The 21,980-nt window shown below is 53.9% G+C and carries 17 protein-coding genes and 1 pseudogene; 10 read left to right on the top strand and 8 right to left on the bottom strand.

The window, feature by feature from the left end; translation table 11 throughout:
* Positions 1-93 precede the first annotated feature (93 nt).
* Positions 94-1,223: pseudogene (locus AC07P6_RS13650) on the top strand (RNA-guided endonuclease InsQ/TnpB family protein).
* A gap of 120 nt (positions 1,224-1,343) precedes the next feature.
* Here the strand turns inward: AC07P6_RS13650 and AC07P6_RS13645 are convergent.
* Positions 1,344-2,432 (bottom strand): ABC transporter substrate-binding protein, encoded by a 1,089-nt coding sequence (locus AC07P6_RS13645; RefSeq protein ID WP_478316636.1) that lies wholly within the window; start codon positions 2,430-2,432, stop codon positions 1,344-1,346.
* A gap of 574 nt (positions 2,433-3,006) precedes the next feature.
* Between AC07P6_RS13645 and ptsP (AC07P6_RS13640) the strand changes: the two genes are divergently transcribed.
* From ptsP (AC07P6_RS13640) to AC07P6_RS13625, 4 genes are read left to right on the top strand one after another with little or no spacing between them, the layout of a single operon-like run.
* The gene (gene ptsP, locus AC07P6_RS13640; RefSeq protein WP_478316635.1) at positions 3,007-5,508 is read left to right on the top strand and encodes a phosphoenolpyruvate--protein phosphotransferase; all 2,502 of its coding nucleotides are present in this window, start codon (positions 3,007-3,009) and stop codon (positions 5,506-5,508) included.
* Positions 5,509-5,531: 23 nt separating this feature from the next.
* On the top strand, positions 5,532-6,551 hold the full coding sequence (locus AC07P6_RS13635) for a PTS fructose transporter subunit IIC (RefSeq protein WP_478316633.1): 1,020 nt from the start codon (positions 5,532-5,534) through the stop codon (positions 6,549-6,551).
* Position 6,552: 1 nt separating this feature from the next.
* Positions 6,553-7,407 carry a helix-turn-helix transcriptional regulator gene (locus AC07P6_RS13630; protein ID WP_478316631.1) on the top strand — a complete coding sequence of 285 codons (855 nt, stop codon included), beginning with the start codon at positions 6,553-6,555 and terminating at the stop codon, positions 7,405-7,407.
* Positions 7,404-7,793, top strand: coding sequence for a PTS fructose transporter subunit IIB (locus tag AC07P6_RS13625; protein WP_110273933.1), 390 nt, complete (start codon positions 7,404-7,406; stop codon positions 7,791-7,793). Before AC07P6_RS13630 ends, AC07P6_RS13625 begins: the two co-directional genes overlap by 4 nt.
* 122 nt (positions 7,794-7,915) lie before the next feature.
* On the opposite strand, the gene AC07P6_RS13620 is transcribed toward AC07P6_RS13625, so the two are convergent.
* From AC07P6_RS13620 to AC07P6_RS13610, 3 genes are all read right to left on the bottom strand, one after another.
* On the bottom strand, positions 7,916-8,656 hold the full coding sequence (locus tag AC07P6_RS13620) for a phosphatase (protein ID WP_434663285.1): 741 nt from the start codon (positions 8,654-8,656) through the stop codon (positions 7,916-7,918).
* A 180-nt stretch (positions 8,657-8,836) separates the two neighbouring features.
* Positions 8,837-10,831, bottom strand: a complete 1,995-nt coding sequence (tkt, locus tag AC07P6_RS13615; protein WP_478316629.1) for a transketolase — start codon at positions 10,829-10,831, stop codon at positions 8,837-8,839.
* A gap of 12 nt (positions 10,832-10,843) precedes the next feature.
* Positions 10,844-11,497, bottom strand: a complete 654-nt coding sequence (locus tag AC07P6_RS13610) for an HAD-IA family hydrolase (protein ID WP_478316627.1) — start codon at positions 11,495-11,497, stop codon at positions 10,844-10,846.
* 332 nt (positions 11,498-11,829) lie between these two features.
* On the opposite strand from AC07P6_RS13610, the gene ptsP (AC07P6_RS13605) reads away from it, so the two are divergent.
* The 5 genes from ptsP (AC07P6_RS13605) to tal all read left to right on the top strand — a co-directional run bounded on the left by ptsP (AC07P6_RS13605) (position 11,830) and on the right by tal (position 18,295).
* Positions 11,830-14,340: a phosphoenolpyruvate--protein phosphotransferase gene (gene ptsP / locus AC07P6_RS13605; protein WP_478316625.1), complete on the top strand. Its 2,511-nt coding sequence runs from the start codon at positions 11,830-11,832 to the stop codon at positions 14,338-14,340.
* A gap of 61 nt (positions 14,341-14,401) precedes the next feature.
* Positions 14,402-14,722, top strand: a complete 321-nt coding sequence (locus AC07P6_RS13600; RefSeq protein WP_478316623.1) for a PTS fructose transporter subunit IIB — start codon at positions 14,402-14,404, stop codon at positions 14,720-14,722.
* Between the two features lie 171 nt (positions 14,723-14,893).
* The gene (locus AC07P6_RS13595; RefSeq protein ID WP_139537462.1) at positions 14,894-15,997 is read left to right on the top strand and encodes a PTS fructose transporter subunit IIC; all 1,104 of its coding nucleotides are present in this window, start codon (positions 14,894-14,896) and stop codon (positions 15,995-15,997) included.
* A gap of 9 nt (positions 15,998-16,006) precedes the next feature.
* Positions 16,007-17,260, top strand: a complete 1,254-nt coding sequence (locus AC07P6_RS13590) for a class II D-tagatose-bisphosphate aldolase non-catalytic subunit (RefSeq protein ID WP_478316621.1) — start codon at positions 16,007-16,009, stop codon at positions 17,258-17,260.
* An 84-nt stretch (positions 17,261-17,344) separates the two neighbouring features.
* Positions 17,345-18,295, top strand: a complete 951-nt coding sequence (gene tal / locus AC07P6_RS13585; RefSeq protein WP_478316620.1) for a transaldolase — start codon at positions 17,345-17,347, stop codon at positions 18,293-18,295.
* 108 nt (positions 18,296-18,403) lie between these two features.
* Here the strand turns inward: tal and AC07P6_RS13580 are convergent, their stop codons facing one another.
* The 4 genes from AC07P6_RS13580 to AC07P6_RS13565 are packed head-to-tail and all read right to left on the bottom strand — an operon-like array spanning position 18,404 to position 21,979.
* A complete protein-coding gene (locus AC07P6_RS13580; RefSeq protein WP_478316618.1) occupies positions 18,404-18,889 on the bottom strand; it encodes a TlpA family protein disulfide reductase in 486 nt (161 codons plus the stop codon).
* Complete coding sequence (locus AC07P6_RS13575) at positions 18,876-19,571, bottom strand: ABC transporter ATP-binding protein (protein ID WP_064176584.1); 696 nt, start codon at positions 19,569-19,571, stop codon at positions 18,876-18,878. The genes AC07P6_RS13580 and AC07P6_RS13575 overlap by 14 nt, the downstream gene beginning before the upstream one ends.
* 4 nt (positions 19,572-19,575) lie before the next feature.
* Positions 19,576-20,706 (bottom strand): ABC transporter permease, encoded by a 1,131-nt coding sequence (locus AC07P6_RS13570; RefSeq protein WP_478316617.1) that lies wholly within the window; start codon positions 20,704-20,706, stop codon positions 19,576-19,578.
* Complete coding sequence (locus AC07P6_RS13565; RefSeq protein ID WP_304259661.1) at positions 20,696-21,979, bottom strand: ABC transporter permease; 1,284 nt, start codon at positions 21,977-21,979, stop codon at positions 20,696-20,698. Before AC07P6_RS13565 ends, AC07P6_RS13570 begins: the two co-directional genes overlap by 11 nt.
* Position 21,980: the final 1 nt, after the last annotated feature.

Below are 21,980 nucleotides of genomic sequence, written 5' to 3'. Positions count from 1 at the left end.
AATGCGGGCGGGGAGGAAAGAGGAAGCTAACCCTATTTTGGATTTACCTGTATACATTTACAGCCCCACAGATTCGTGTATATGATGTGAAGTATGAAACGCGCATATAAATTTCGATTCTATCCAACCGCCGAACAGGCTGAGCTTCTGGCCCGGACGTTCGGCTGTGTGCGTTTTGTCTACAATTCAATCCTTCGCTGGCGCACTGATGCGTACAACGAGCGGCAGGAGAAAATAGGTTATGCCCAGGCCAGTGCCCGGTTAACGGCACTGAAAAAAGAGCCGGAATTTACCTGGATCAATGATGTTTCCTGCGTGCCATTACAGCAGTCTTTACGCCACCAACAGACCGCCTTTGTGAACTTCTTCGCCGGGCGTGCTGCATACCCGACATTCAAAAGTAAGCGCCATAAGCAGGCCGCGGAATTAACCGCCAGCGCATTCAAATACCGTGATGGCAGTTGTATATAGCTAAGAGTAAAGCGCCGTTAGACGTGCGCTGGAGCCGTGGATTGCCGTCTGCTCCGTCTACCGTCACCCTTTCCAGAGATGCAGCCGGACGGTACTTCGTCTCCTGCCTCTGCGAGTTTGAGCCTGTATCACTGCCGGTCACCGCAAAAACGGTCGGCATTGATGTGGGTTTAAAAGATTTGTTCGTCACCGATAGCGGATTCAAATCCGGCAATCCCCGCCATACCGCCAAATACGCGGCCCGCCTGGCGTTGCTCCAGCGTCGTTTAAGTAAAAAGGCTAAAGGCTCAAAGAACCGCGCCAAAGCCCGCTTAAAGGTGGCCCGACTCCACGCGAAAATAGCTGATTGCCGTCTGGATGCTCTGCACAAAGCATCCCGCAAACTGATAAACGAGAACCAGGTTGTTTGCGTCGAATCCCTCAAAGTGAAGAACATGCTCCGCAACCCGTCGCTGTCCAGAGCGATAGCAGACGCAGGCTGGGGTGAATTTACGCGCCAACTCCGGTACAAAGGCGAATGGGCCGGGCGTTCGGTGGTCGCAATCGACCCGTTTTTCCCGTCCTCAAAACGCTGTAGCTGTTGCGGATATATCATGCAAAAAATGCCTCTTGATGTTCGTAAATGGCACTGCCCAGAATGTGGCGCAGACCATGATCTTGACGTTAATGCGGCGCGTAATATCAAAGCTGCCGGGCTGGCAGTGTTAGCCCACGGAGAGCCTGTAAATCCTGAATCGCATAAAGCGGCTTAGGTTCGGCTCTGTGAAGTGTGGGAATCCTCGCCGTTTACGGCGGGGAGCAGTCAAATGCGATCCCTTAGACCTGCCGGGCATTAAACGGGCTGCACAAAAAAGAAATACAGCCCTGGAGGGTTATTTCGCCGCGGCGGTACGCCATTGTTTGATAAATTCCAGACGTTGTTTCGGCTCAAGGTATTCCAGTAACGTTTCATCTACCGGAATCGGCTTCAGCGCGCTGCCGAGCATTTTGGTCATGCCATCAATATCATTTTTACCTTCGATATCATTGCGCAGAGACGGAATATCCGCCTGATTTGCCAGGATACTTTGTCCTTTTTCCGACAGCACATAATCGAACCACAATTTCGCCGCATTAGGATGGCCGGCTTCAGCGGTAATAAACGATACCCGGGAGAGCACCAGCACATAATCTTTCGGGTATGAGATACCGAGTGAAGGGTCGGTTTTCGCGCGCGCCTCTGCGTACGAGCCGAGTATGTTGTAGCCAATCAGGTTCTCACCGGAGGAGACGCGCTCCATCATCGTGCCGGTGGATGACTGTACGGTCAGCCCACCCTTAGCGATCCCGGCCAGGTCGTTAAAGTAGTTAGCGTCAGCCTTGCTGTCCTGGACCGCCAGCATAAAACCCAGTCCCGATTTTTCGATATCGTAAGTGGTGACTTTGCCTTTGAATTTATCGGCCTGACCGGCGATAAGCTTCGCCAGCGCGGTATGCGAGTCCGGCGCATCAGCTTCTGGGATCAGGCGTTTGTTATAGATAAACACCACCGGTTCGTAAGTAGTCCCGTAAGCTTTCTGTTGCCAAACCGCCCATTTCGGCAGCTTAGCCTGCTCGGGCGAGGCGTACTCTTCGGCGTAATCGGTGGCGAGTTTCAACGCCGTATCCATTGAGGAGCTCCAGACCACGTCGCCGCTGCCGCCGCCCGCTGCCTGTTCGCTGATATAACGGTTGTATAGTTCGGTACTGTTCATATCGTTATATTCAACTTTAATACCGGGATATTGCGCTTCAAATCCTTTAATTAGCGGACCTGCAGCCTTAGTATCCGTCGTTGAATAGATGACAACTTTGCCTTCTTTGATCCCTGCATCCACCACTTTTTGATAATCTGCCGGGTAGCCCTGCGGGAGCTCCGCCAGCGCCGGGCAGGACAATATTGTCGTCAGTGAAATCACTAACCCACCAATTTTCATATACATAAATTTAACCTTTATGGAATATTATTAAAACACAAATTTAACATATAGCGGGACACCAGGAGCCTGCAACGCCGGAGGCTGTTTTTTTATGACTTTTGTGACGCTGGCGTAATTTAAATAAAGATTCGTGAGATATCGCAGATTAGATAAAGGTTACCGCGCGGGAATATTAAGAAAAGATTAAGTTTGTTGAGTTTCAATCACAATATTTAGGCTGACCAAAGGGGGAATACGTAATATTTTATTTTTCTGCCGTGATGAAATAGCCGGCCATCGAGGACAAATAAAACCCCGCCCCCTCTTACTACTGGGTGCGCAAGCTCATCCCTGAACTGCAATTTTGTGACTCATCTCGCAAACTCATCGTAAAAAAGAGAAACAAAAAAACAACATAAATCAATGAAATAAAAGAACCTCTCGCCGAGCATAAATATGACAAAAGTCACAAAATCACAATCAGGTCACTATTTTTAAGTAAAGGTGACTTTTTTACTATGTCATCGCCAGTACGAACAGGGAAAGATAGCGGGATCCAGCAGTTCATTGTCGTGCACGAAAGCGCTCAGGAGTCGAAATGGCGGTGGTCCTAACTTATATATGCGAGCTAAGTGAAGGTATACACGCCAGGCCTGCTGGATACATCGCGCGATTATGTCATTTATTCCAGGCCACTATCGACTGGGAGAACACCCGCACCGGCCTTCAGGCCAACGCGAAAAGCGCCCTTTCGCTGATAGCTACCGACACGCTGTTAAATGACGAATGTCGTATCTCACTGAGCGGCAATGATGAACAGAACGCCGCCGCACAGCTTCACGCTCTGCTTTGCGACCTGCCGACATTTAGCCTTGCACCTGAACCGGTGACCAGCCTGGGCTATCTGCCCCGCTGCCTGCGGGAGCTGAACCCGCAGGTTATTCAGGGAACCCGCATAAATAAAGGCGCGGCGATCGCCAAACCAAGGGTAGTGCAAAGCCTCACTTTCGCCGACATCATCGCGCGAAATCCGGGCCACGTTGATCGCCTTGAAGATGAAACGGCCCGACTTATCGCTGGTTTAGACGCTTTGCGCGCAGAGAAAGAGACGGCTCTTGGACAAACCCACGGCGTTGAACGCGAGCTTATCGAAGCCCATCTCTCGCTAATTACCGACATGACCTTTTGGGATAAGGCGATCGGTTATCTTAATAACAATATCAATGCCTGGTCCGCCATCGCCCAGGCGGCTCTCGATTTTTGCCACATGCTTGAGCGCTCATCCAGCCATTATATTCAGGAGCGAACGCTGGATATCCTCGACATCGCTACGCAGCTTATTTGCACGTTGTATGGCGAACAGGCGCTGGCACACTCGCCGCTTACGCTCAACGAACCGGCGATTGTGTTCGCCAACCACCTGACTCCCAGCCAGTTTCTGGCTCTCGACAGAAACCGGATCGTCGGTCTGGTGTTATCGTCCACGGGAAAAACATCGCACACGGCAATCCTGGCGCGCGCATTAAGTATTCCAACCCTGACCGATATCGATATGTCGTCGCTCAAGCTTGAGCCTGAGCGGCAGATAATTATTGATGGTGAGCCCGGAATTCTGATTACCCATCCGGATGAGAAGACGCTGCGCTATTACCGCCAGGAAATTGCCGTGCAGCAGGCCATGCAGCAGTTATTACGGGCAAACGCTTCAACGCCGGCACAGACTGGCGACGGGCAGCACATTGAGATCGCGGCGAACATTGCCAGCCTCGCCGAAGCGCAGGCCGCCTTTGATAATGGCGCACAAAGCATCGGGCTGTTTCGCACTGAGATAACCTTTATGGGCCGCGATACGCCCCCCACCTGCAAGGAGCTGGCCGACCTTTACACACAGGTGGTGATTCTGGCTGCGGGTAAAACGGTTATCTTTCGCACTTTTGACATCGGCGGTGATAAGCCCGTCGACTACCTTAGCAGCGACAAAGAAAAGAACCCGTTTCTCGGCTTCCGGGCAGTGCGTACCTATCCGCACTATCGCGACCTTTTCGCCGCCCAATTGAAGGCGATTCTTATCGCATCGGCGGCAGGTCAGGCCAAAATCATGTTGCCGATGATTACGCGAGTTGAAGAACTTCTCTGGTGCCGGGAGGTACTGGAGTCGGTCAAGCAGGAGATGCGCGGTGAAGGGCTGGCATTCGATGAAGCGATTGCGCTCGGTATCATGCTGGAAGTTCCCTCGGTGCTGTTCGCCATGGCGGAAATGGCCGAATACGCCGATTTTTTCAGCGTTGGCAGTAACGACCTGACGCAGTACTTTTTCGCCGCCGACCGGGGAAATGCTCAGGTAAAGAGCCTCTACGACAGCTACGCGCCGCCTTTTTTACGCGCCCTGCAGTTTGCGGTCAGCGAGGCCCATCGCGCCGGTAAACCGATCGGGCTTTGCGGCGAACTGGCCGCCGACGCCCCCATTCTCCCCCTGCTCATCGGCATCGGTTTTGATGAATTGAGTATGAACTGCGCCGCAATCCCAGGGGTTAAAAATGCACTCAGAAAGCTTAACGTTGCCGATTGTCAGACGCTAACGCAAACCCTGCTCGCGAGCCAACGCGCAGACCAGGTCAAAGCCATATTGCAACGCTCGGGCGGCGGAGCGGCGAAAAAACCGCTTCTGTCACCGGAGATGATCCTGTGGAATATTGACGCCGCCGATAAAAACGAAGCGATCAAAATGATGGTCGATAACCTGTGGCTGCGTGAGCGTACCGATGAGCGGGACAGACTATGTGACGACATCTGGGCCCGGGAAGTGCCTTTTCCTACCGTTGTCGGCTCGGGGTTTGCCATCCCCCACGCCCAAACGGACTACATCCACGACTCTGCTATTAGCGTCGCAACGCTTAAGCAGCCGATAGCCTGGGGCGGCGTGATGGTAGACACCCTGTTTATGCTGACGATCAGCAATTCCGCGCAGGATAATGAGCATATGAAATATTTCTCCACCCTGGCGCGCATGCTGATGAATGATGAATTTGTCAGTCTGGTCAAAGAAATGAAAAACCCAAAAGCACTCTACAACCTGATATCCAGAACTCTGGCCTTCTGATCACCAAACGTTATGAGGCTGACATGTTAAAACTATTAAAAAATACCAAACGGCATTTCATGACCGGCGTGTCGTACATGATCCCATTCGTGGTGGCCGGAGGCGTGCTGCTGGCGCTGGCGGTAATGTTTAACGGTGAAGCCGCCGTGCCGGATCGCGGATTTTTGAAAGCGATGTCGCAAATTGGGATGGCGGGATTAACCCTGTTCATCCCCATTCTGTCGGGTTTTATCGCTTATTCAATGGTCGATAAACCGGGCATCGCGCCGGGCGCCATCGGCGGGTTAATGGCGTATCAAATGGGCGCTGGATTTTTGGGCGGCATGCTCTCCGGGATTATTGCCGGACTGGTGGTCTACCTCCTGCTTAATCTGATTGCCCGGCTCAATATTCCCCATTTCCTACGCATGATATTGCCGATTTTTATTATTCCACTGATTGGCACGTTCGTGACCGGAATGGCGGTCTATTACATTATAGGCGACCCGATTGCCGGGGTCATGAAGTGGCTTAGCGTCTGGCTTGGCAATATGCAGGGGGCCTCGTTCATTATTCTCGGTACCATTCTGGGCTGTATGATTGCTGTCGATATGGGCGGGCCAATGAACAAAACCGCCTTTTTCTTTGCCGTCGCCCTGATCTCGACCAATCCGCAGCTGATGGCCGCGGTGGCCGCCGCCGACTGCACGCCGCCGCTGGGGCTGGCGCTGGCGACCTTTCTGTTTAAAGACATTTTTAATGATGTAGAGCGGGAAGCCGGGAAGCCCGCAGTGATTATGGGTTTTGTCGGCATCACCGAAGGTGCGATCCCGTTTGCGGCAGCGGATCCGGTACGGGTGATCCCGGCGATTATGCTCGGCAGCGCGGTCGCCGCCGTCCTTTCTTTATGGTTTGGGGCAACCAACGCCGCCCCGTGGGGCGGGCTGATTGTATTACCGGTGGTCAGTAACCATTTTGGCTATATCGTTTCGGTGATCGTCGGGACCATCACGACCGCAGTTGCGGTCAAGGTCTTAAAGACCGTTATTAAACCACGGGCATAATATGGCTACGTTTATTCAATCGATCCTCAGTGAATTCAGTAACCTGTGCGCCACTAACGAGAGCGTGCTGGTGGCCAACGGCAACGCGCAGGCCCCGGCGATGGCCTATCATCTGCACGTGCCGCGTATCGAACTGACGGTAAAAGGGGCGCTCAGCATGCTGCTGCCGAAAGGGGCGGACAGAATCGTTAAATATGAACGCCCGGTTGGTACGATTACCTATATTCCCGCCAACAGCTGGAACTCACCGCAGTGGGAAAGCCCGGTTATTTGCATGTCGATTGTTTTCTGGAAGCAGGATGTCGGTTTTAGCATCAGCAACTGGGACGGTACGCAGTTTAAAGAAGTGGAGAAATATAACCTGCAAAAATCCAGCAGTTCGGTTCGCGACCGCCTGCTTGAGCTGGCCGAATCCCTGGCGTGGGCACAGGACAATACCGGCGAGACCTTTTCCCATATCGTCTATGCACTGCTTAACGACCTGCTATACCAAATTACCGATGGCCTGAATAATCCGCGAGGACCCTTTTCGCTACTGGATGAAATTAAAGGCCATATTGATAGCCACTACAATACGGACATTAGTCGGGAGAGCGTCGCCGAGACCTTTAATATCTCCCCCGGCTATCTGTCGCGTCTGTTTTCGAAGGAGTCAGACGTGAAATTTAATGAATATCTCAAGTTAGCCCGCATCTCGCGTTCAAAAGCACTGCTAACCAATACCAATCTGAAAATAAACGAGGTTTCAGAGAAGTGCGGTTTTACTGACACCAACTATTTCTGCAAGGTATTTCGCGATATTAACGACTGTACGCCGCTTGAGTACCGGCGCAAAAATAAGGGAGCAAGCATATGACCACTCGTGCAGGAAGAGATGAGATTCAGCCCTTCTCCAGCGAACGGAATCTGCATATTGTGGCGGTGACCGCATGCGCGACCGGCGTGGCGCACACCTATATGGCCGCGGAGCAACTGGAGAAACTCGCGAAGCAGTATCGCTTTGCGATCAAAATAGAGACTCAGGGCGTGCTGGGGCTCAAGAACCCCATTACCGATAAAGATATTTTCGAATCAGAGCTCGCAATTATTGCCTCCGACATTACGATCGATAACCCCTCACGTTTTGACGGCTGTCGTATTCTGAACGTCTGCATTAACTCATTGCTGCTCAAACCGGCGGAGGTTATCGCCGCCATTCGCAAGTCTTTAAATCTGCCGCGAGGCAACGTTATTGACCTGTAGAAGGTGTTCCCGGAGGCGGTGCCGTGCACCTGTTCAGGCTACAACCGCCCAACTTCAAAACCGCACAGCACGCCGTACTCCCTCTCCCTTTTTAAGGGTGAGGGTTTAACCCACAAGGCTTTTCATCCCGGCAGCGCATAAAGCGCATCAATCCGCTCCCCACCGCGCTGCTCAAGAAACGCCAGCACCTGACGCACGGAGGTGTTCAGCACTCTTGATGGCGGAAAATCCACCTCCGCCAGCAGATGCTGACAGGCGCTGAAATCCCCCAGCGAAAATGCGCTGTGTGAATCGCTACCCAACGAGAGAAGTCCGCCGCTGTCGCGCACGGCGGCGACAATTTTGCGACAGTTCCCCTCACTGCCCTGACGCGACAGGACAAAAGAGGCGTTATTCACCTCCAGAGCCACGTCGCAGGCTTTGGCGGCGGCCACCACCGCCGGGATATCAATCGGATACTCCGGGTTACCAGGGTGGCTAATAATGTGTACCTTCCCACTCGCTATCACGGCAATCAGCGCATCGGTATTGGTGCTGATATCCGCAGGCGCAAACACCTGCTTGTGGAATCCGGCAATCACTAAATCCAGCGACGCGCGCATTTTGTCGCTGCAATCGGTCTCGCCGCCGGATTTAATATTGGCCTCGATACCGCGCAGGATCCCGACCCCATCAACCACCCGCGGCAGTACGCGCAAATTATTGAAGTGGAACGGATGCGGCGCATCAACCATCTCCGGGCCATGGTCGGTGATGGCGATCAGGCGAATATGGTTACGCACCGCTGCGGCAATATAATCATGCACCGTGCTGTAGGCGTGGGTGCTGGCCAGGGTATGCATATGAAGATCGACGGGATACATGTTATCTCTCCCTTAATGAAAAGCGGCCCCTTAGCGTATATCCCCGTCATACTTCAAGTTGCTTGTGCGTTGGCTTTCCTCGCTCACCCCAGTCACTTACTAGAGTAAGCTCCTGGGGATTCACTGCGTCGCCGCCTTCCTGCAACTCGAATTATTTAGGGTATAAGGGGCCGTCAAAGATTAAGCCAGCAGCGCTTTTGCCTGCTGCAACACCGCCTCAACGGTAATACCGAACGCCTGATAAAGCTGTTCCGCCGGAGCGGACTCACCGTAGCTCTGCATACCGATAATCGCGCCGTTCAGCCCGACATATTTAAACCAGTAATCCGCGATACCGGCTTCCACTGCCACGCGAGCGGTAACCGCTTTCGGCAACACCGCTTCACGATACGCCGCATCCTGTGTATCGAAGACATCGGTGGACGGCATCGAGACCACCCGAGCCTTCACGCCTTCAGCCGTCAGTTGTTGATATGCAGCCATTGCCAGCTCAACTTCGGAACCGGTCGCGATAAGAATCAGCTGTGGTTGCCCGTCACAATCCTTCAGTATATAGCCGCCGCGCGCGATATCCTGCACCTGCTGCCAGGTCCGTTCCTGCTGGGTCAGGTTTTGCCGGGAGAAAATCAGCGCCGTCGGGCCATCCTGCCGCTCAACGCCATACTTCCACGCTACCGCCGATTCCACCTGATCGCAGGGCCGCCAGGTGCTGAGGTTCGGCGTCAGGCGCAACGAAGCAATCTGTTCGACCGGCTGATGGGTCGGGCCATCTTCGCCCAGGCCAATGGAGTCATGGGTATAAACCATCACCTGGCGCTGCTTCATCAGCGCCGCCATGCGCACCGCGTTGCGCGCGTATTCGACAAACATCAGGAACGTCGAGGTATACGGCAGGAAGCCGCCGTGCAGCGCAATACCGTTGGCGATGGCGGTCATACCGAACTCGCGCACGCCGTAGTGAATGTAGTTCCCGGCGGGCTCTTCGTTAATCGCTTTAGACCCGGACCACAAGGTCAGGTTTGATGGAGCCAAATCCGCGGAGCCGCCGAGGAATTCCGGCAACAGCGGACCAAAGGCTTCAATCGCATTCTGCGAGGCTTTGCGGCTGGCGATTTTCGCCGGTTTGGCCTGTAATTTTTCAATAAACGCCTGCGCCTTGCTGGCAAATTCTGTGGGCAGCTGCCCCTTCATTCTGCGGGTATATTCGCCAGCCAGCTCGGGGAAGGCTTGAGCGTAGGCGGCAAACTTCTCGTTCCATGCAGCCTCCTTCGCCTGCCCTGATTGGCGAGCATCCCACTGCGCGGCTATCTCAGAAGGGATAACAAACGGCGGATACGGCCAGCCCAGCGCCTCACGCGTCGCCGCCACCTCGGCCTCGCCCAGCGGCGCGCCGTGGACATCATGAGTACCCGCTTTATGCGGCGAGCCAAAACCAATCACCGTCTTGCAGATAATTAACGTCGGCATGGAGGTAATCGACTTTGCGACATCAATCGCGGCGCGGATGGATTCAGGGTCGTGCCCATCGACTCCGCGCACCACGTGCCAACCGTAGGCCTCGAAGCGTTTAGCGGTATCATCGGTGAACCATCCCTCAACATGGCCATCGATAGAGATGCCGTTATCGTCGTAGAACGCCACCAGCTTACCGAGCTTCAGCGTCCCCGCCAGAGAGCACACTTCATGTGAAATGCCCTCCATCATGCAGCCGTCACCCATAAAGGCATATGTGAAGTGATCGACGATTTCATGGCCCGGACGGTTAAATTGCGCCGCGAGGGTTTTCTCGGCAATCGCCATGCCGACCGCGTTGGCGATCCCCTGGCCCAGCGGCCCGGTGGTGGTTTCTACGCCGGGGGTATAGCCCACTTCCGGGTGGCCCGGCGTTTTCGAATGCAGCTGACGGAAGTTTATCAGCTCATCCATTGGCAGGTCGTAGCCGGTAAGGTGTAGCAGGCTGTAGATCAGCATCGAGCCGTGACCGTTGGAGAGCACAAAACGGTCGCGGTTGGCCCATGCGGGGTTATTCGGGTTATGGTTGAGAAAATCTTGCCACAGCACTTCGGCAATATCCGCCATTCCCATCGGAGCGCCCGGATGGCCGGAGTTCGCCCGCTGCACGGCATCAACGCTCAGCATACGGATGGCATTGGCCAGGGTTTTTCGTGATGACATTTAAAACTCCCTCTAAATCTTAAGGAAAAAATCCGCCTCACCCTTGTGCATTACGCGCAGGTCAAGGTAGTTATCAATGGTTTGCCAGGTATCGATATCGTGAACAACCGACTGACGGGTCAACACTTCAACCACTACGCATCCCGCCTGGGTAGCAGAAAGCAGACCGGCAGTGGAATCTTCAAAAGCGAGGCAGTTAGCGGGAGAAAGACCGAGTCGGGCTGCACCCGTCAGGAACGGCTCGGGATGCGGCTTGCCGTGATGAATATCTTCGCTGGTCACCAGTACCGGCGGAAACGGAAAACCGGCCTGGCGGATCCGTGCCGAGGCCACCTTCATCGACCCGGAAGTCACAATGGCCCTGGGAGCCTGCAACTGCTCCAGCTGGCGGAGAAAATCAACCGCACCGTTCACTGCGGTAATGCCGTCAGTATTGCGCGCTTCAAACTCTTCCAACGCGAGAAATTCATCAATGAGGGTTTGTTCGCTGGCATCGGGCATAAAGTGGTGCAGCGTGCTCAGGGCGGGTCTACCGTGGAGATAATGGCATACCGCCCTCGGCTCCAGGCCTTTTTTAGTCGCCCATAAACTCCAGGAAGCCTCAACGAAATCCAGCGAGTTCACCAGCGTTCCGTCTAAATCCAGTAATACTCCACGAAAATGCATCGTATCTACCACGGCAAAATAAATGAGTGTGTTTTATTTTTACTCCATTACCCCACAACCATTAAATAGAAAGAAAAGCACTTTAATAGCAAATACGTTACCGACCTTCGATCGTTAATAAGAGTGTGATAACTATCACAAGAGATTTTACACGCTAAATTTATGACTGCGATCACAAAATAACAACCGAGCTTTTTTTATTTGAGCAAAGGTCACTTTTTTTCTATTCAAAGCAGAGCGAGAACGATGAAGGATATAAAACATGAAACGCAGGCATTAATACCTGCTCAAAAAATTAATTAGCTTTCGCTTAAAGATTATCGGGAGTGACAATGTCAGAGATAATAACGTATCAATGTAATCTGAAGGATGGTATTCACGCCCGACCGGCGGGGCATATCGAACGACTGTGTAATACTTTTCAATCTGCGGTGTGCTGGAATAATATTCGCAGCGGAATGTCAGGCAATGGCAAAAGCGCGCTCTCGATTGTCGCCACCGATACCTTACTCAGCGACGCCTGTGAAATTACAATCAGTGGAAAAGATGCTGCAAACGCTGCCCAACAGCTGAGTGCGCTGCTCAAAAAACTCCCCTCCTTCGAAGTCAGCCAGGTGGAAGAAACAACAGCGCCAGCAGGCTATCTCCCACGCTCTCTACGGGAAACCCAGCTCAGTTTTATTCAGGGTTCACGCATCAGCGGCGGTGTGGCCATTGCCAGACCCGTTCGTATTCAGAGCCTGTCACTGGATGAAATGCTGGCGCGTAACCCCGGCGGTGAATATTCCACTGAGCACCAGCAGCGTATTTTTATGGCAGGTTTAGAAACGCTCAAACATGATAAGCAGACGGCTCTGGAAACCCAAAAAGGCGTTGAGCATGATATCCTGCAAGCGCACTTATCAATAATTACCGATGCAACCTTCCAGCGCCATATCTCCACCGCGATTGCGGGCGGAGAAAATGCCTGGGATGCGATCATTAAGGCTGCCATAGCGTTCTGTGAAATTCTTAATCGCTCATCGAGCAAATATATTAAAGAGCGCACCCTGGACGTTCTCGATATTACCGGGCAATTACTTACTTCGGTTTATGGTGCTGGCGTATTACCACAAAACAGCCTTAAATTAACACAAGCATCGATTATTCTGGCCAATAGCCTGACGCCGAGTCAGTTCCTCGGCATCAATAAAGAGTATCTTGCCGGAATGGTGTTATCCGCCACCGGTAAAACATCTCACACCGCTATTCTGGCCCGTTCGCTTGGTATCCCAACCCTGACGGATATCGATTGTTCAGCTCTGGCGTTGAATGCAGAGAATGACATCATCATCGATGGTAACCCGGCCATTTTGATTACCGCACCGGATGAAAAAGTCCTGCGCTATTACCGCAACGAAATCACCGTGCAGCAGACCATGCAACAGCAGATGCTGGCTAACGTCCGCCAACCCGCGATGACCCGCGATAACCATAGCATCGAAATCGCCGCCAACATTGCCAGCCTGGCGGAAGCCGAAGCCGCGTTCAACAACGGCGCTGAAGGTATTGGGCTGTTCCGTACCGAAATGTCCTTTATGGATCGTGAAACCGCACCGGACTACTGCGAGCTGGCTGAGCTCTACGGCCAGGTGATGCAGCTCGCCGAAGGGAAGCCGGTGATATTTCGCACCTTCGATATCGGCGGCGACAAACCCGTCGACTATATGAACCTCGGTGAAGAGGAAAATCCGTTTCTCGGCTTCCGGGCGGTACGCACCTATCCGCACTATCGCGACCTTTTTACCATGCAGCTCAAGGCCATCCTCAGTGCCTCGGCATTTGGCAATGCCAAAATCATGATCCCAATGATCGCTAACGTTGATGAAGTTATCTGGTGTCGTGAAGTGCTGGAGGAGGTGAAAAGCGCGATGCGCAGCGAGGGATTGGCGTTCAACGATGAGATTTCGCTCGGCGTGATGCTGGAAGTGCCCTCCGTCATCTTCGCAATTCGTGAGATAGCCGAATACGCGGACTTCTTCAGCGTCGGCAGTAACGACCTGACGCAGTACTTTTTTGCCGCCGACCGCGGAAATACGCAGGTTGAGGCGGTGTACGACAACTATGCCCCGGCATTTCTTCGCGCTATGCAGTTTGCCGCCGATGAGGTCCATCGTGCTGGCAAGTGGATTGGCATCTGCGGGGAGCTGGGCGCCAGCAAAGATTTTCTGCCGCTGTTCGTCGGCATGGGCTTTGACGAGCTCAGCATGAGCGGCACCTCGATTCCAGGCGTTAAACATGCGCTGCGGGAGCTGAGTTTCGCTAAATGCCAGCGGCTAGCGCAGGATATCGTGGCGTTAAAACGCTCTGCTGAGGTCAAAACCACGCTGCGTTCACCGGACGTAAAAGCGGTTAGCAAAATGCCGATCCTCGCCCCGGATTTCATTCTCTGCGATCTGGAAGCCAGTGATAAAAACGAGGTTATCAAAAAGATGACCGACAATCTGTGGCTGCACCATCGCACCGATAATCGGGATCAACTCAGCGACGACATCTGGGCGCGCGAGGACTCATTCTCCACCGCCGTGGGCTATGGCTTCGCCATTCCGCACACCAAGTCGGACCATATTCACTACTCCACTATCAGTATGGCGACCCTGGCGAAGCCCATTATGTGGGGCGATCAGGAGGTCGAAACCGTGTTTATGCTGACGGTGAGTAAATCCGCCGACCCTAATGAGCATATGAAATATTTCTCTACGCTTGCCAGAAAGCTAATGAAAGAGGATTTCCGCAATGAAATAAAACAGGCCGAAAACGTCACCGTACTCTACAACCTGATGGCCAATACTCTGGCCGTATGAAATCAGGAAATTATTAAGCCATATTTAAAATTACAGCCAAATAAAAAATCAGGAGTCACTCATGAAAATTGTCGGAGTCGCAGCATGCATTACCGGAGTCGCCCACACCTATATGGCCCAGGAAGCGATTGAGCAGGAGTGTAAAAAAAGAGGTTATGACGTCAAAGTCGAAACCCAGGGCGGCATGGGAATTGGAAACGAATTAAGCGAAGACGAAATTGCCGAAGCCGATGTGGTTATTCTGGCAATTGCCATCGGTATTGAAGGCGTCGAACGCTTTGAAGAAAAAGAAGACGCTGGCCTGATTATTTCGCTCAACCCGGCGGAAGTGGTTCGCGATCCGGCGGCGATTATTGACAGAGCCGAGAAGCTGGTTAAATAAATCAAACCACCGATGCGAATTTATTTCGGCATTCGCCATCGGTGAATAAAAACGTTAATTAAATTTCTGCGAACGCTGTATTTCAATTATGACGCAAAAGCGCCCGGGGATGACTACGCCCGTAAATCGTATGTCATCCCATAAAAATACAGGGTATCGGGAGGATAAAAAATGTCGGAAAAAGCAAAAGCCATTAAGGATGATTTAGTTAAAGCGTTTAGCACCGGCGTGTCATATATGATGCCGGTGGTGGTGGTCGGCGGCATCTGTCTGGCGCTGTCGCTGATTGGCGGCGAGCCGGTTGCGGGCAAAGGCATGGTCGTCACCAATCCATTCTTATTAAACCTTGGCGCTATCGGCAGCGCCGGGCTGGGAATGATGATTCCGGTGCTGGCGGCCTATATTTCCTACTCTATCGCCGGTAAGCCGGGGCTGACGCCGGGCTTAATCACTGGTTTTATGGCCAGCACGCCGCTAGGCGCGGACCACGTGGTAACCGGTTTTCTCGGCGCAATGCTGCTCGGTATTCTCAGCGGCTACGTCGCTAAATGGGTAAAAACCTGGAAGGTCGGCAAAGTGCTGATGCCGGTCATGCCGATCATGATTATTCCCATCGTCTCAAGCGTTATTGTCGGCATGCTCTATCTGTACGTACTGATTGGGCCCATCGGTTTTGCCATGAAATGGCTGGTTTCCATGCTCTCTAATATGCAGGGAAGCAGCGGCGTCGTATTAGGTTTAATTCTCGGCGCCATGGCGGCCTTTGATATGGGTGGACCGGTCAATAAAACCGCCACGGCATTTACCCTCGCATTAATGGCAGAAGGTATTTATGGCCCGAACGGCGCTTACCGTATTGCCTGCGCTATCCCACCGCTCGGCATTGCCCTCTCGACTTTTATTTCCCAGCGTAAATGGGCTGAAGATGAAAGAAGAATGGGGACCTCTGCTGCCTTTATGGGATTAATTGGCATTACCGAAGGGGCGATTCCTTTCGCCGTTAAAAATCTGAAGACCGTGCTGCCGTCAATTATTATCGGTAGCGCCGTCGGTGCCGGTCTGGCTATGGTTCACGGCGTCGAATCTATGGTTCCCCACGGTGGATTAATTGCCATTGCTGGCGTCAATAAAGCGCCAATGTGGTACGTCATCGATATGCTTATCGGCGTTATTGTCACCGCCATCTGTCTGCATATTCTGCGCCCCAATATTAGCGAGCCGGTAAAAAAAGAGTCGGCTAAAAAAACAATCACTTCTGATATGAATAAAGTCTGAGGAGTTATCATGAAAAACACAATGAAACAGTACGTCGATTATATTGTTAACGGTGGCAAGTCTACGATGCTGGGAATTGGCCCAATGTCTCCGGCGTTAATTCAGGCCTGCTTTGAACTGGGTAAAGAAAAAGATCTGCCGTTGATGTTTATTGCCAGCCGCAACCAGGTTGATGCCGATGAGTTTGGCGCGGGTTACGTTAATAACTGGGATCAGTTCCGCTTTGCTGCCGACCTGAAAGCGATGGCGGAAAAAGTCGGCTTCAACGGTGACTACTTCCTCTGCCGCGACCACGGCGGCCCATGGCAGCGTGATAAAGAGCGTAAAGATCATATTCCGGAAGCCGAAGCGATGAAGCTGGCCCGCCGCTCTTATCAGATTGATATGGACGCCGGTTTCGACCTGTTGCATATTGACCCGACGAAAGACCCGTACGTTGTTGGTAAAGTCATTGATATTGAACTGGTTCTGAGCCGCACCGTTGAGCTGATTCGCTTCTGCGAAGAGTACCGTAAGGCCAATAGCCTGAAGGAATTCTTCTATGAAGTCGGTACCGAAGAGACCAACGGCGGCCTGACCGACGTCAGCGCCTATGAAGGGTTTATTATCGAGCTGAATAAGCGTCTGGCCGCTGAATCGCTGCCGCAGCCGCTGTTTATCGTCGGTCAAACCGGCACTCTGACCCGCCTGACCAAGAACGTTGGCCACTTTAATGATAAGCAGTCCGCAGAGCTTTCGGCTATCAGCACCCGCCACGGCGTGGGCCTGAAAGAGCATAACGGCGACTACCTGCCGGATGAAATTCTACTGAAGCATCCGGGTCTGGGCATCACCGCGATGAACGTCGCCCCGGCCTACGGCACCATTGAAACCCGCGCTTATCTGAAGCTGGCGGAAGTCGAGAAAGATCTGGCGGCGAAAGGCTTTATCAAGTCAACGTCTGATTTAAAAACCGTCCTGACCCGCGAGTGCGTGCTGAGCCACAAATGGGAAAAATGGATGACCGATGAGCACAAAAACAAGTCCGAAGAGCAAATCTTTAACGAGCCAGAATTGTTGAAAGAGATTCTTGAACTCAGCGGCCACTACAACTACGAAAAACCGGACGTTGTCAAAGAGATGCAAACCATGTTTGCCAATCTGAAGTCGTTTGGCGTCGAGCCTGAGCGTTACGTGGTCAATAAAATTAAAGATATGATCCAGAACGAAGCCGAATGCTTCAATATGCCAGGCCTGACCTCCCGCGTCGCGCAGGCAAAATAATCCCCCATCCAACCAACAATAAGGAGCGGGCCTTGCCTTCTCCTTGTTGTTTCCAGCCCTATTATTGAAAAACAGGTCATAGCGATGAATCAGCTTGAACAACTAAAGCAGCGGACAACCATTGTTGCCGACAGCGGGGACATTGACAGCATTATGGCTTATCAGCCTGAAGATGCGACCACCAATCCTTCGCTTATTTATAAAGCGGCACAGCTTCCGCAGTACCAAAAACTGGTGAAGGATGCCGTCGCGGCGGTGAAGTCTCGCCAGAATGGAAAAGCGGTACAGCCTGCGGATATTGCCGATTATCTGGCGGTAAGTATCTGGGTGCTGATCCTGAAAAGCGTTCCGGGACGTATTTCAACCGAAGTGGATGCTCGCCTCTCGTTTGATACTCAGGCCAGCATAGCTAAAGCGCGGGAAATCATTGCGCTGTATGAAGAGAAAGGGATCGGTAAAGATCGGGTTTTAATTAAGCTCGCTGCCACCTGGCAAGGGATCCGCGCGGCAGAAACGCTGGAAAAAGAGGGTATCCAGTGCAACCTGACGCTACTGTTCTCCTTTGCCCAGGCCAGAGCTTGCGCCGATGCCGGGGTTTTCCTGATTTCCCCATTTGTCGGTCGCATCTACGACTGGTACAAGAAAAACAACCCTGATACCACCTTCACCGTCGAGAACGATCCGGGCGTCGAATCGGTACAGAAGATCTATCGCTTCTATAAAATGCACGGTTACCGGACGGTGGTGATGGGGGCCAGCTTCCGCACGCCAGAACAGGTACTGGCGCTTAACGGCTGCGACCGTCTGACCGTTTCCCCGGCACTGCTGGCGCAATTGCAGCAAACTCAGGGGCCGGTACCCGCGCCGTTGACGTATGAAGGTGAGGTTCAGGCGAAGCCCGCCGCAATGAGTGAAGCGGAGTTTTATTGGGCGCATCATCAGGATGCGATGGCGGTGGAGAAGCTCGCCGAAGGTATTCGCCTGTTTGCCGTGGACCAGAACAGCCTTGAGGCGCTACTGAGCCAGTATCTGTAAGTGAGACATCCCGGGTGGCGGCTGACGCCTTACCCGGGCTACCACTATTTTCCCGGAGGCGGCGCTAACGCGCCTGTCCGGGCTACAAGACTGCTCGCGCGGGGGAAACTATTTTTGCGCCAGCTGGCTAAACACCATCTGTAACTCCTCGGGCTTGCGCAGGCCCTGATGCAAATCTAGCACCGTTCCATGGCTATCAATCAATACCGACGTTGGGGTGCCGATAACCTGATAGCGCTCCTGGGTCATTTTGAGCTGATCGCGCAGCACCGGATAGCTGATGCCATGTTTAGCTAACAGCGGCGCGATATCGACTGATTCCGGGTCGGTATTGACGCCCACCACCACCAGTTTATCCGGCCAGCGCTGGCTGAGCGCCTGTAAGGAATCCATCTCCGCCAGACAGCCGCCGCAGCTTGATGACCAAAAATTGAGATACACCGCCTTGCCCTGCCAGCGCTCAAGGCTGGCCGATTCCCCCTGCAAATCAAACGCCGCCAGCGCGGGTGCCGCCTCGCCGCGCGCCAGCTTTTCCTCTTTGCAGCCGCCGAGCAGCACCAGCAGCAGGACAAGCATCACTTTAGGCATGCGCATGATGATTCACCTCCTCTCCCAGATACTTTCCGTGCTGCAAACGCACGATGCGATCGGCGAACTGCCCCAGCGCCGGGTTGTGGGTCACCATCACAATGGTGCGCCCCTGCCGGTGCAAATCGGTCAGCAGATCCAGCACCCGCTGTTCGTTCTCTTCATCGAGGTTACCGGTTGGCTCATCGGCAAAAATAACCGGTGGCTCGTTAACCAGCGCCCGGGCAATGCAGACGCGCTGCTGCTCACCGCCGGAAAGCTGGCTCGGTAGATGGGTAACACGATGCTCAAGGCCGACCTGAGCCAGCACCGCTCTGGCGGCAGCTTCATCCACCACGCTGTGGTAATGCTGCGCCAGCATGATATTTTCCAGCGCCGTCAGAAACGGGATCAGGTGGAACTGCTGGAACACAAGGCCAATTTTCTGCGCGCGAAAGCGCCTGCGCCCCTCTTCATCCAGCGCCGCCGCGTCGGTTCCGTCGAGGATCACCTGCCCTTCGCTGGCGGTATCCAGACAGGTGAGAATATTCATCAGCGTCGTTTTACCGGAACCAGACGCCCCCATAATAGCGACAAACTCGCCGCGGGCGATGCGCAGGTTGATATCTTCCAGCGCGGTTACTTCCCCGAACCGCTTATATAAATGACGCGTTTCAATCGCCATCTGACGCAAAGACGTGACGGTCATGGCGTTACTCTCCTTTCAGCACTTTCGCAGGTTCGACGCTCACCGCGCGCCGCACCGGAACAATGGCCGCCAGCAGGGCGACCAGTAAAGACAGAATCAGGGTAATCGGCAGCACCGGCAGGCGCAGCGAGATACTGGCGTTAAACACCGTTAATCCCAGCAGCTGCGCCAGCAGATAGCCCAGCACCCAACCGCAAACCACCGCCGCAAAAGTGATAATGCTGGTCTCCAGTAACATCTGGCGGATGATATCGCCGTTGCTGGCCCCCAGCGCTTTTTGCAGGGCAAACTCGCGAGCGCGTTCACCGACAATCGCCATCAGGGTGGTGTTCACGCACAGGGATGAGAGCGCGAGGATAACTATCGATACCAGTCCCATCAGCCCCTTAATTTTCTCCAGCACCTGCCCTTCAGATGCCGATACTTTACGCACTGGACGAATCTCAAGGTCAGGATATTGCCGCTGTAACTGGCTGGCGTAGCTCTCCACCTGACCGAGGTCATTGCTGACGCTAAGCAGCCCGTGGCTGATAACATCGGGCTTTTGCAGCCATGACTGCGCTACGTCGAGGCTGACAATCAGCATATTGTCGGTCGCGTCCCCGGCTTCAACGATGCCCTTAATCAGCAGTTTCTTGCGCCGACTATGGTCCACCAGCGTCACGCTATCGCCAATATTCAGCGCCAGACGCTGCGCCAGCTTCACGCCAATCATCGCGTTGCGATCGTCAAAGCTAACGCCGATCCAGCTGCCGTTGACCTGCCAATAGGGCACCAGTTTTTGCAGCGACTCAAACCACACACCGACCATCACCACTTTTTCCAGCTCGGTGCGCGCGGTACCGTAGAGCCAAGGGCTGGCGCCGTGAATCAGTCCACCCGGTGCGCCGTCAAGAATCGCCTGCAGCTCCGGCTGCGGCATGCTGGTGCCATGGCCCGGACCAATGTAGAAGTTCGCGCCAAAGGTGCGCAACTCCTCGCTCATTTTGCTATTAATGTCGAACCACACGGCGGAAAGCGCCGTGACGATGGTCGCGCCGACCGCCAGCGCGGCAAATACCACGCTGACCCGCTGCATACGCAGCCGCAGCGCCCGCCACACTAATAACCACAGCATGTCGCGCTTAGCGGCCATACAGCACCTCCACAGGATAAAGACGGGCAATACGCCGCGCCGGGAACCAGGTGCCGATTAACGCAATCAGCACCGCAATCACCAGCACGCAGGGCACCACCACCCAGGCAAAATTAAGCGGCGTATCAAACAGCATCAGGCCGATAGCCTTCGCCAGCCCCCATCCGGCGATGCAGCCAAATGCTCCACCGGCCAGGCCGCCCAGCGCCGCCTCAAGATAGAACAGCAGCAGAATTTGCCACTGCCGCGCGCCCAGCGCTTTCATCAGGCCAATCTCCTTGGCGCGTTCCATAATGGTGCTGGTCATCAATGAGGCGATGCCCATCGCGGCGGCGGCCAGCGCGGCTAAAGTTACCACGCCCATTAACAGCTGAATTTTATCGATAACCACGCCTTCCGAAGCGGCAACCTGCCAGACCGGACGCACTTCCGCCCCGGAAATCGCCTCCTCAAGCTGGTGGGCGATAGACGACACATAGGCGGTGCAGTACCACAGATCGTACTCTTCGGCATTAAGCGCTTCGAGATCCTCTCGCGCCCGACGCGACAGTTCGTTTTCCGGCACCGTCAGCGCCGACACGCGGATCGCCTGTACTTTCCCCGGTAGCCCCAGCAGTTGCTGCACCACGCTAAGCGGCATGACCAGCTGGTTATCTTCATCGCCGCCGCTGGATAAAATACCGCTCACCTGCACGTTTACCACGTTATCCGCGACCTTTAACGCCAGGCGATCGCCGGGCTTCCAGCCGTAGTTTCGCGCCAACGCGTGGCCGACCAGGGTTTGCGGTGTCTCACCGACCGGCTCCTGCGGCCATTCGCCGCTCACCTGCCAGAACGGGCTGACCGTCCGCTGCCCGGTTTCGTATCCCTCTTCATCCGGGATAGCGACCGGCTGGCTGAAAAAGGTCCCCAGCACGCGGATATCATGGCCATCCACGCTCACTTCGCCGCCGAGCATCGGTGCGAAGCCAACAATGTTGTTGCGCCAGAAGATATCTTTGATATTCGGCAGCTCGGATTCATCCAGAAAATCGTCGCTGGCCAGCGGGTTGCTTTGCTCGCTAAACAGCGCGGGCAGCGCCGCCTGCCCTGCAGGCTCAATCAGAATATTAGCGCCGTAGGATTTCAGCTCGCGGGACATCTTGTCGCCGATGTCGATAGAGACTGCCAGCAGCGCCGAGATCAGGCTGGTCGCCAGAAACACGGTCAATACCGCCAGCGCTTTACGCCGCAGATTGCGCCCCCATGACTGGTAGATCATTCGCCACAGCATC

This window comes from Klebsiella sp. GFKo11 (assembly GCF_056490265.1).
This window is presented reverse-complemented; position numbering and strand designations above follow the sequence as displayed.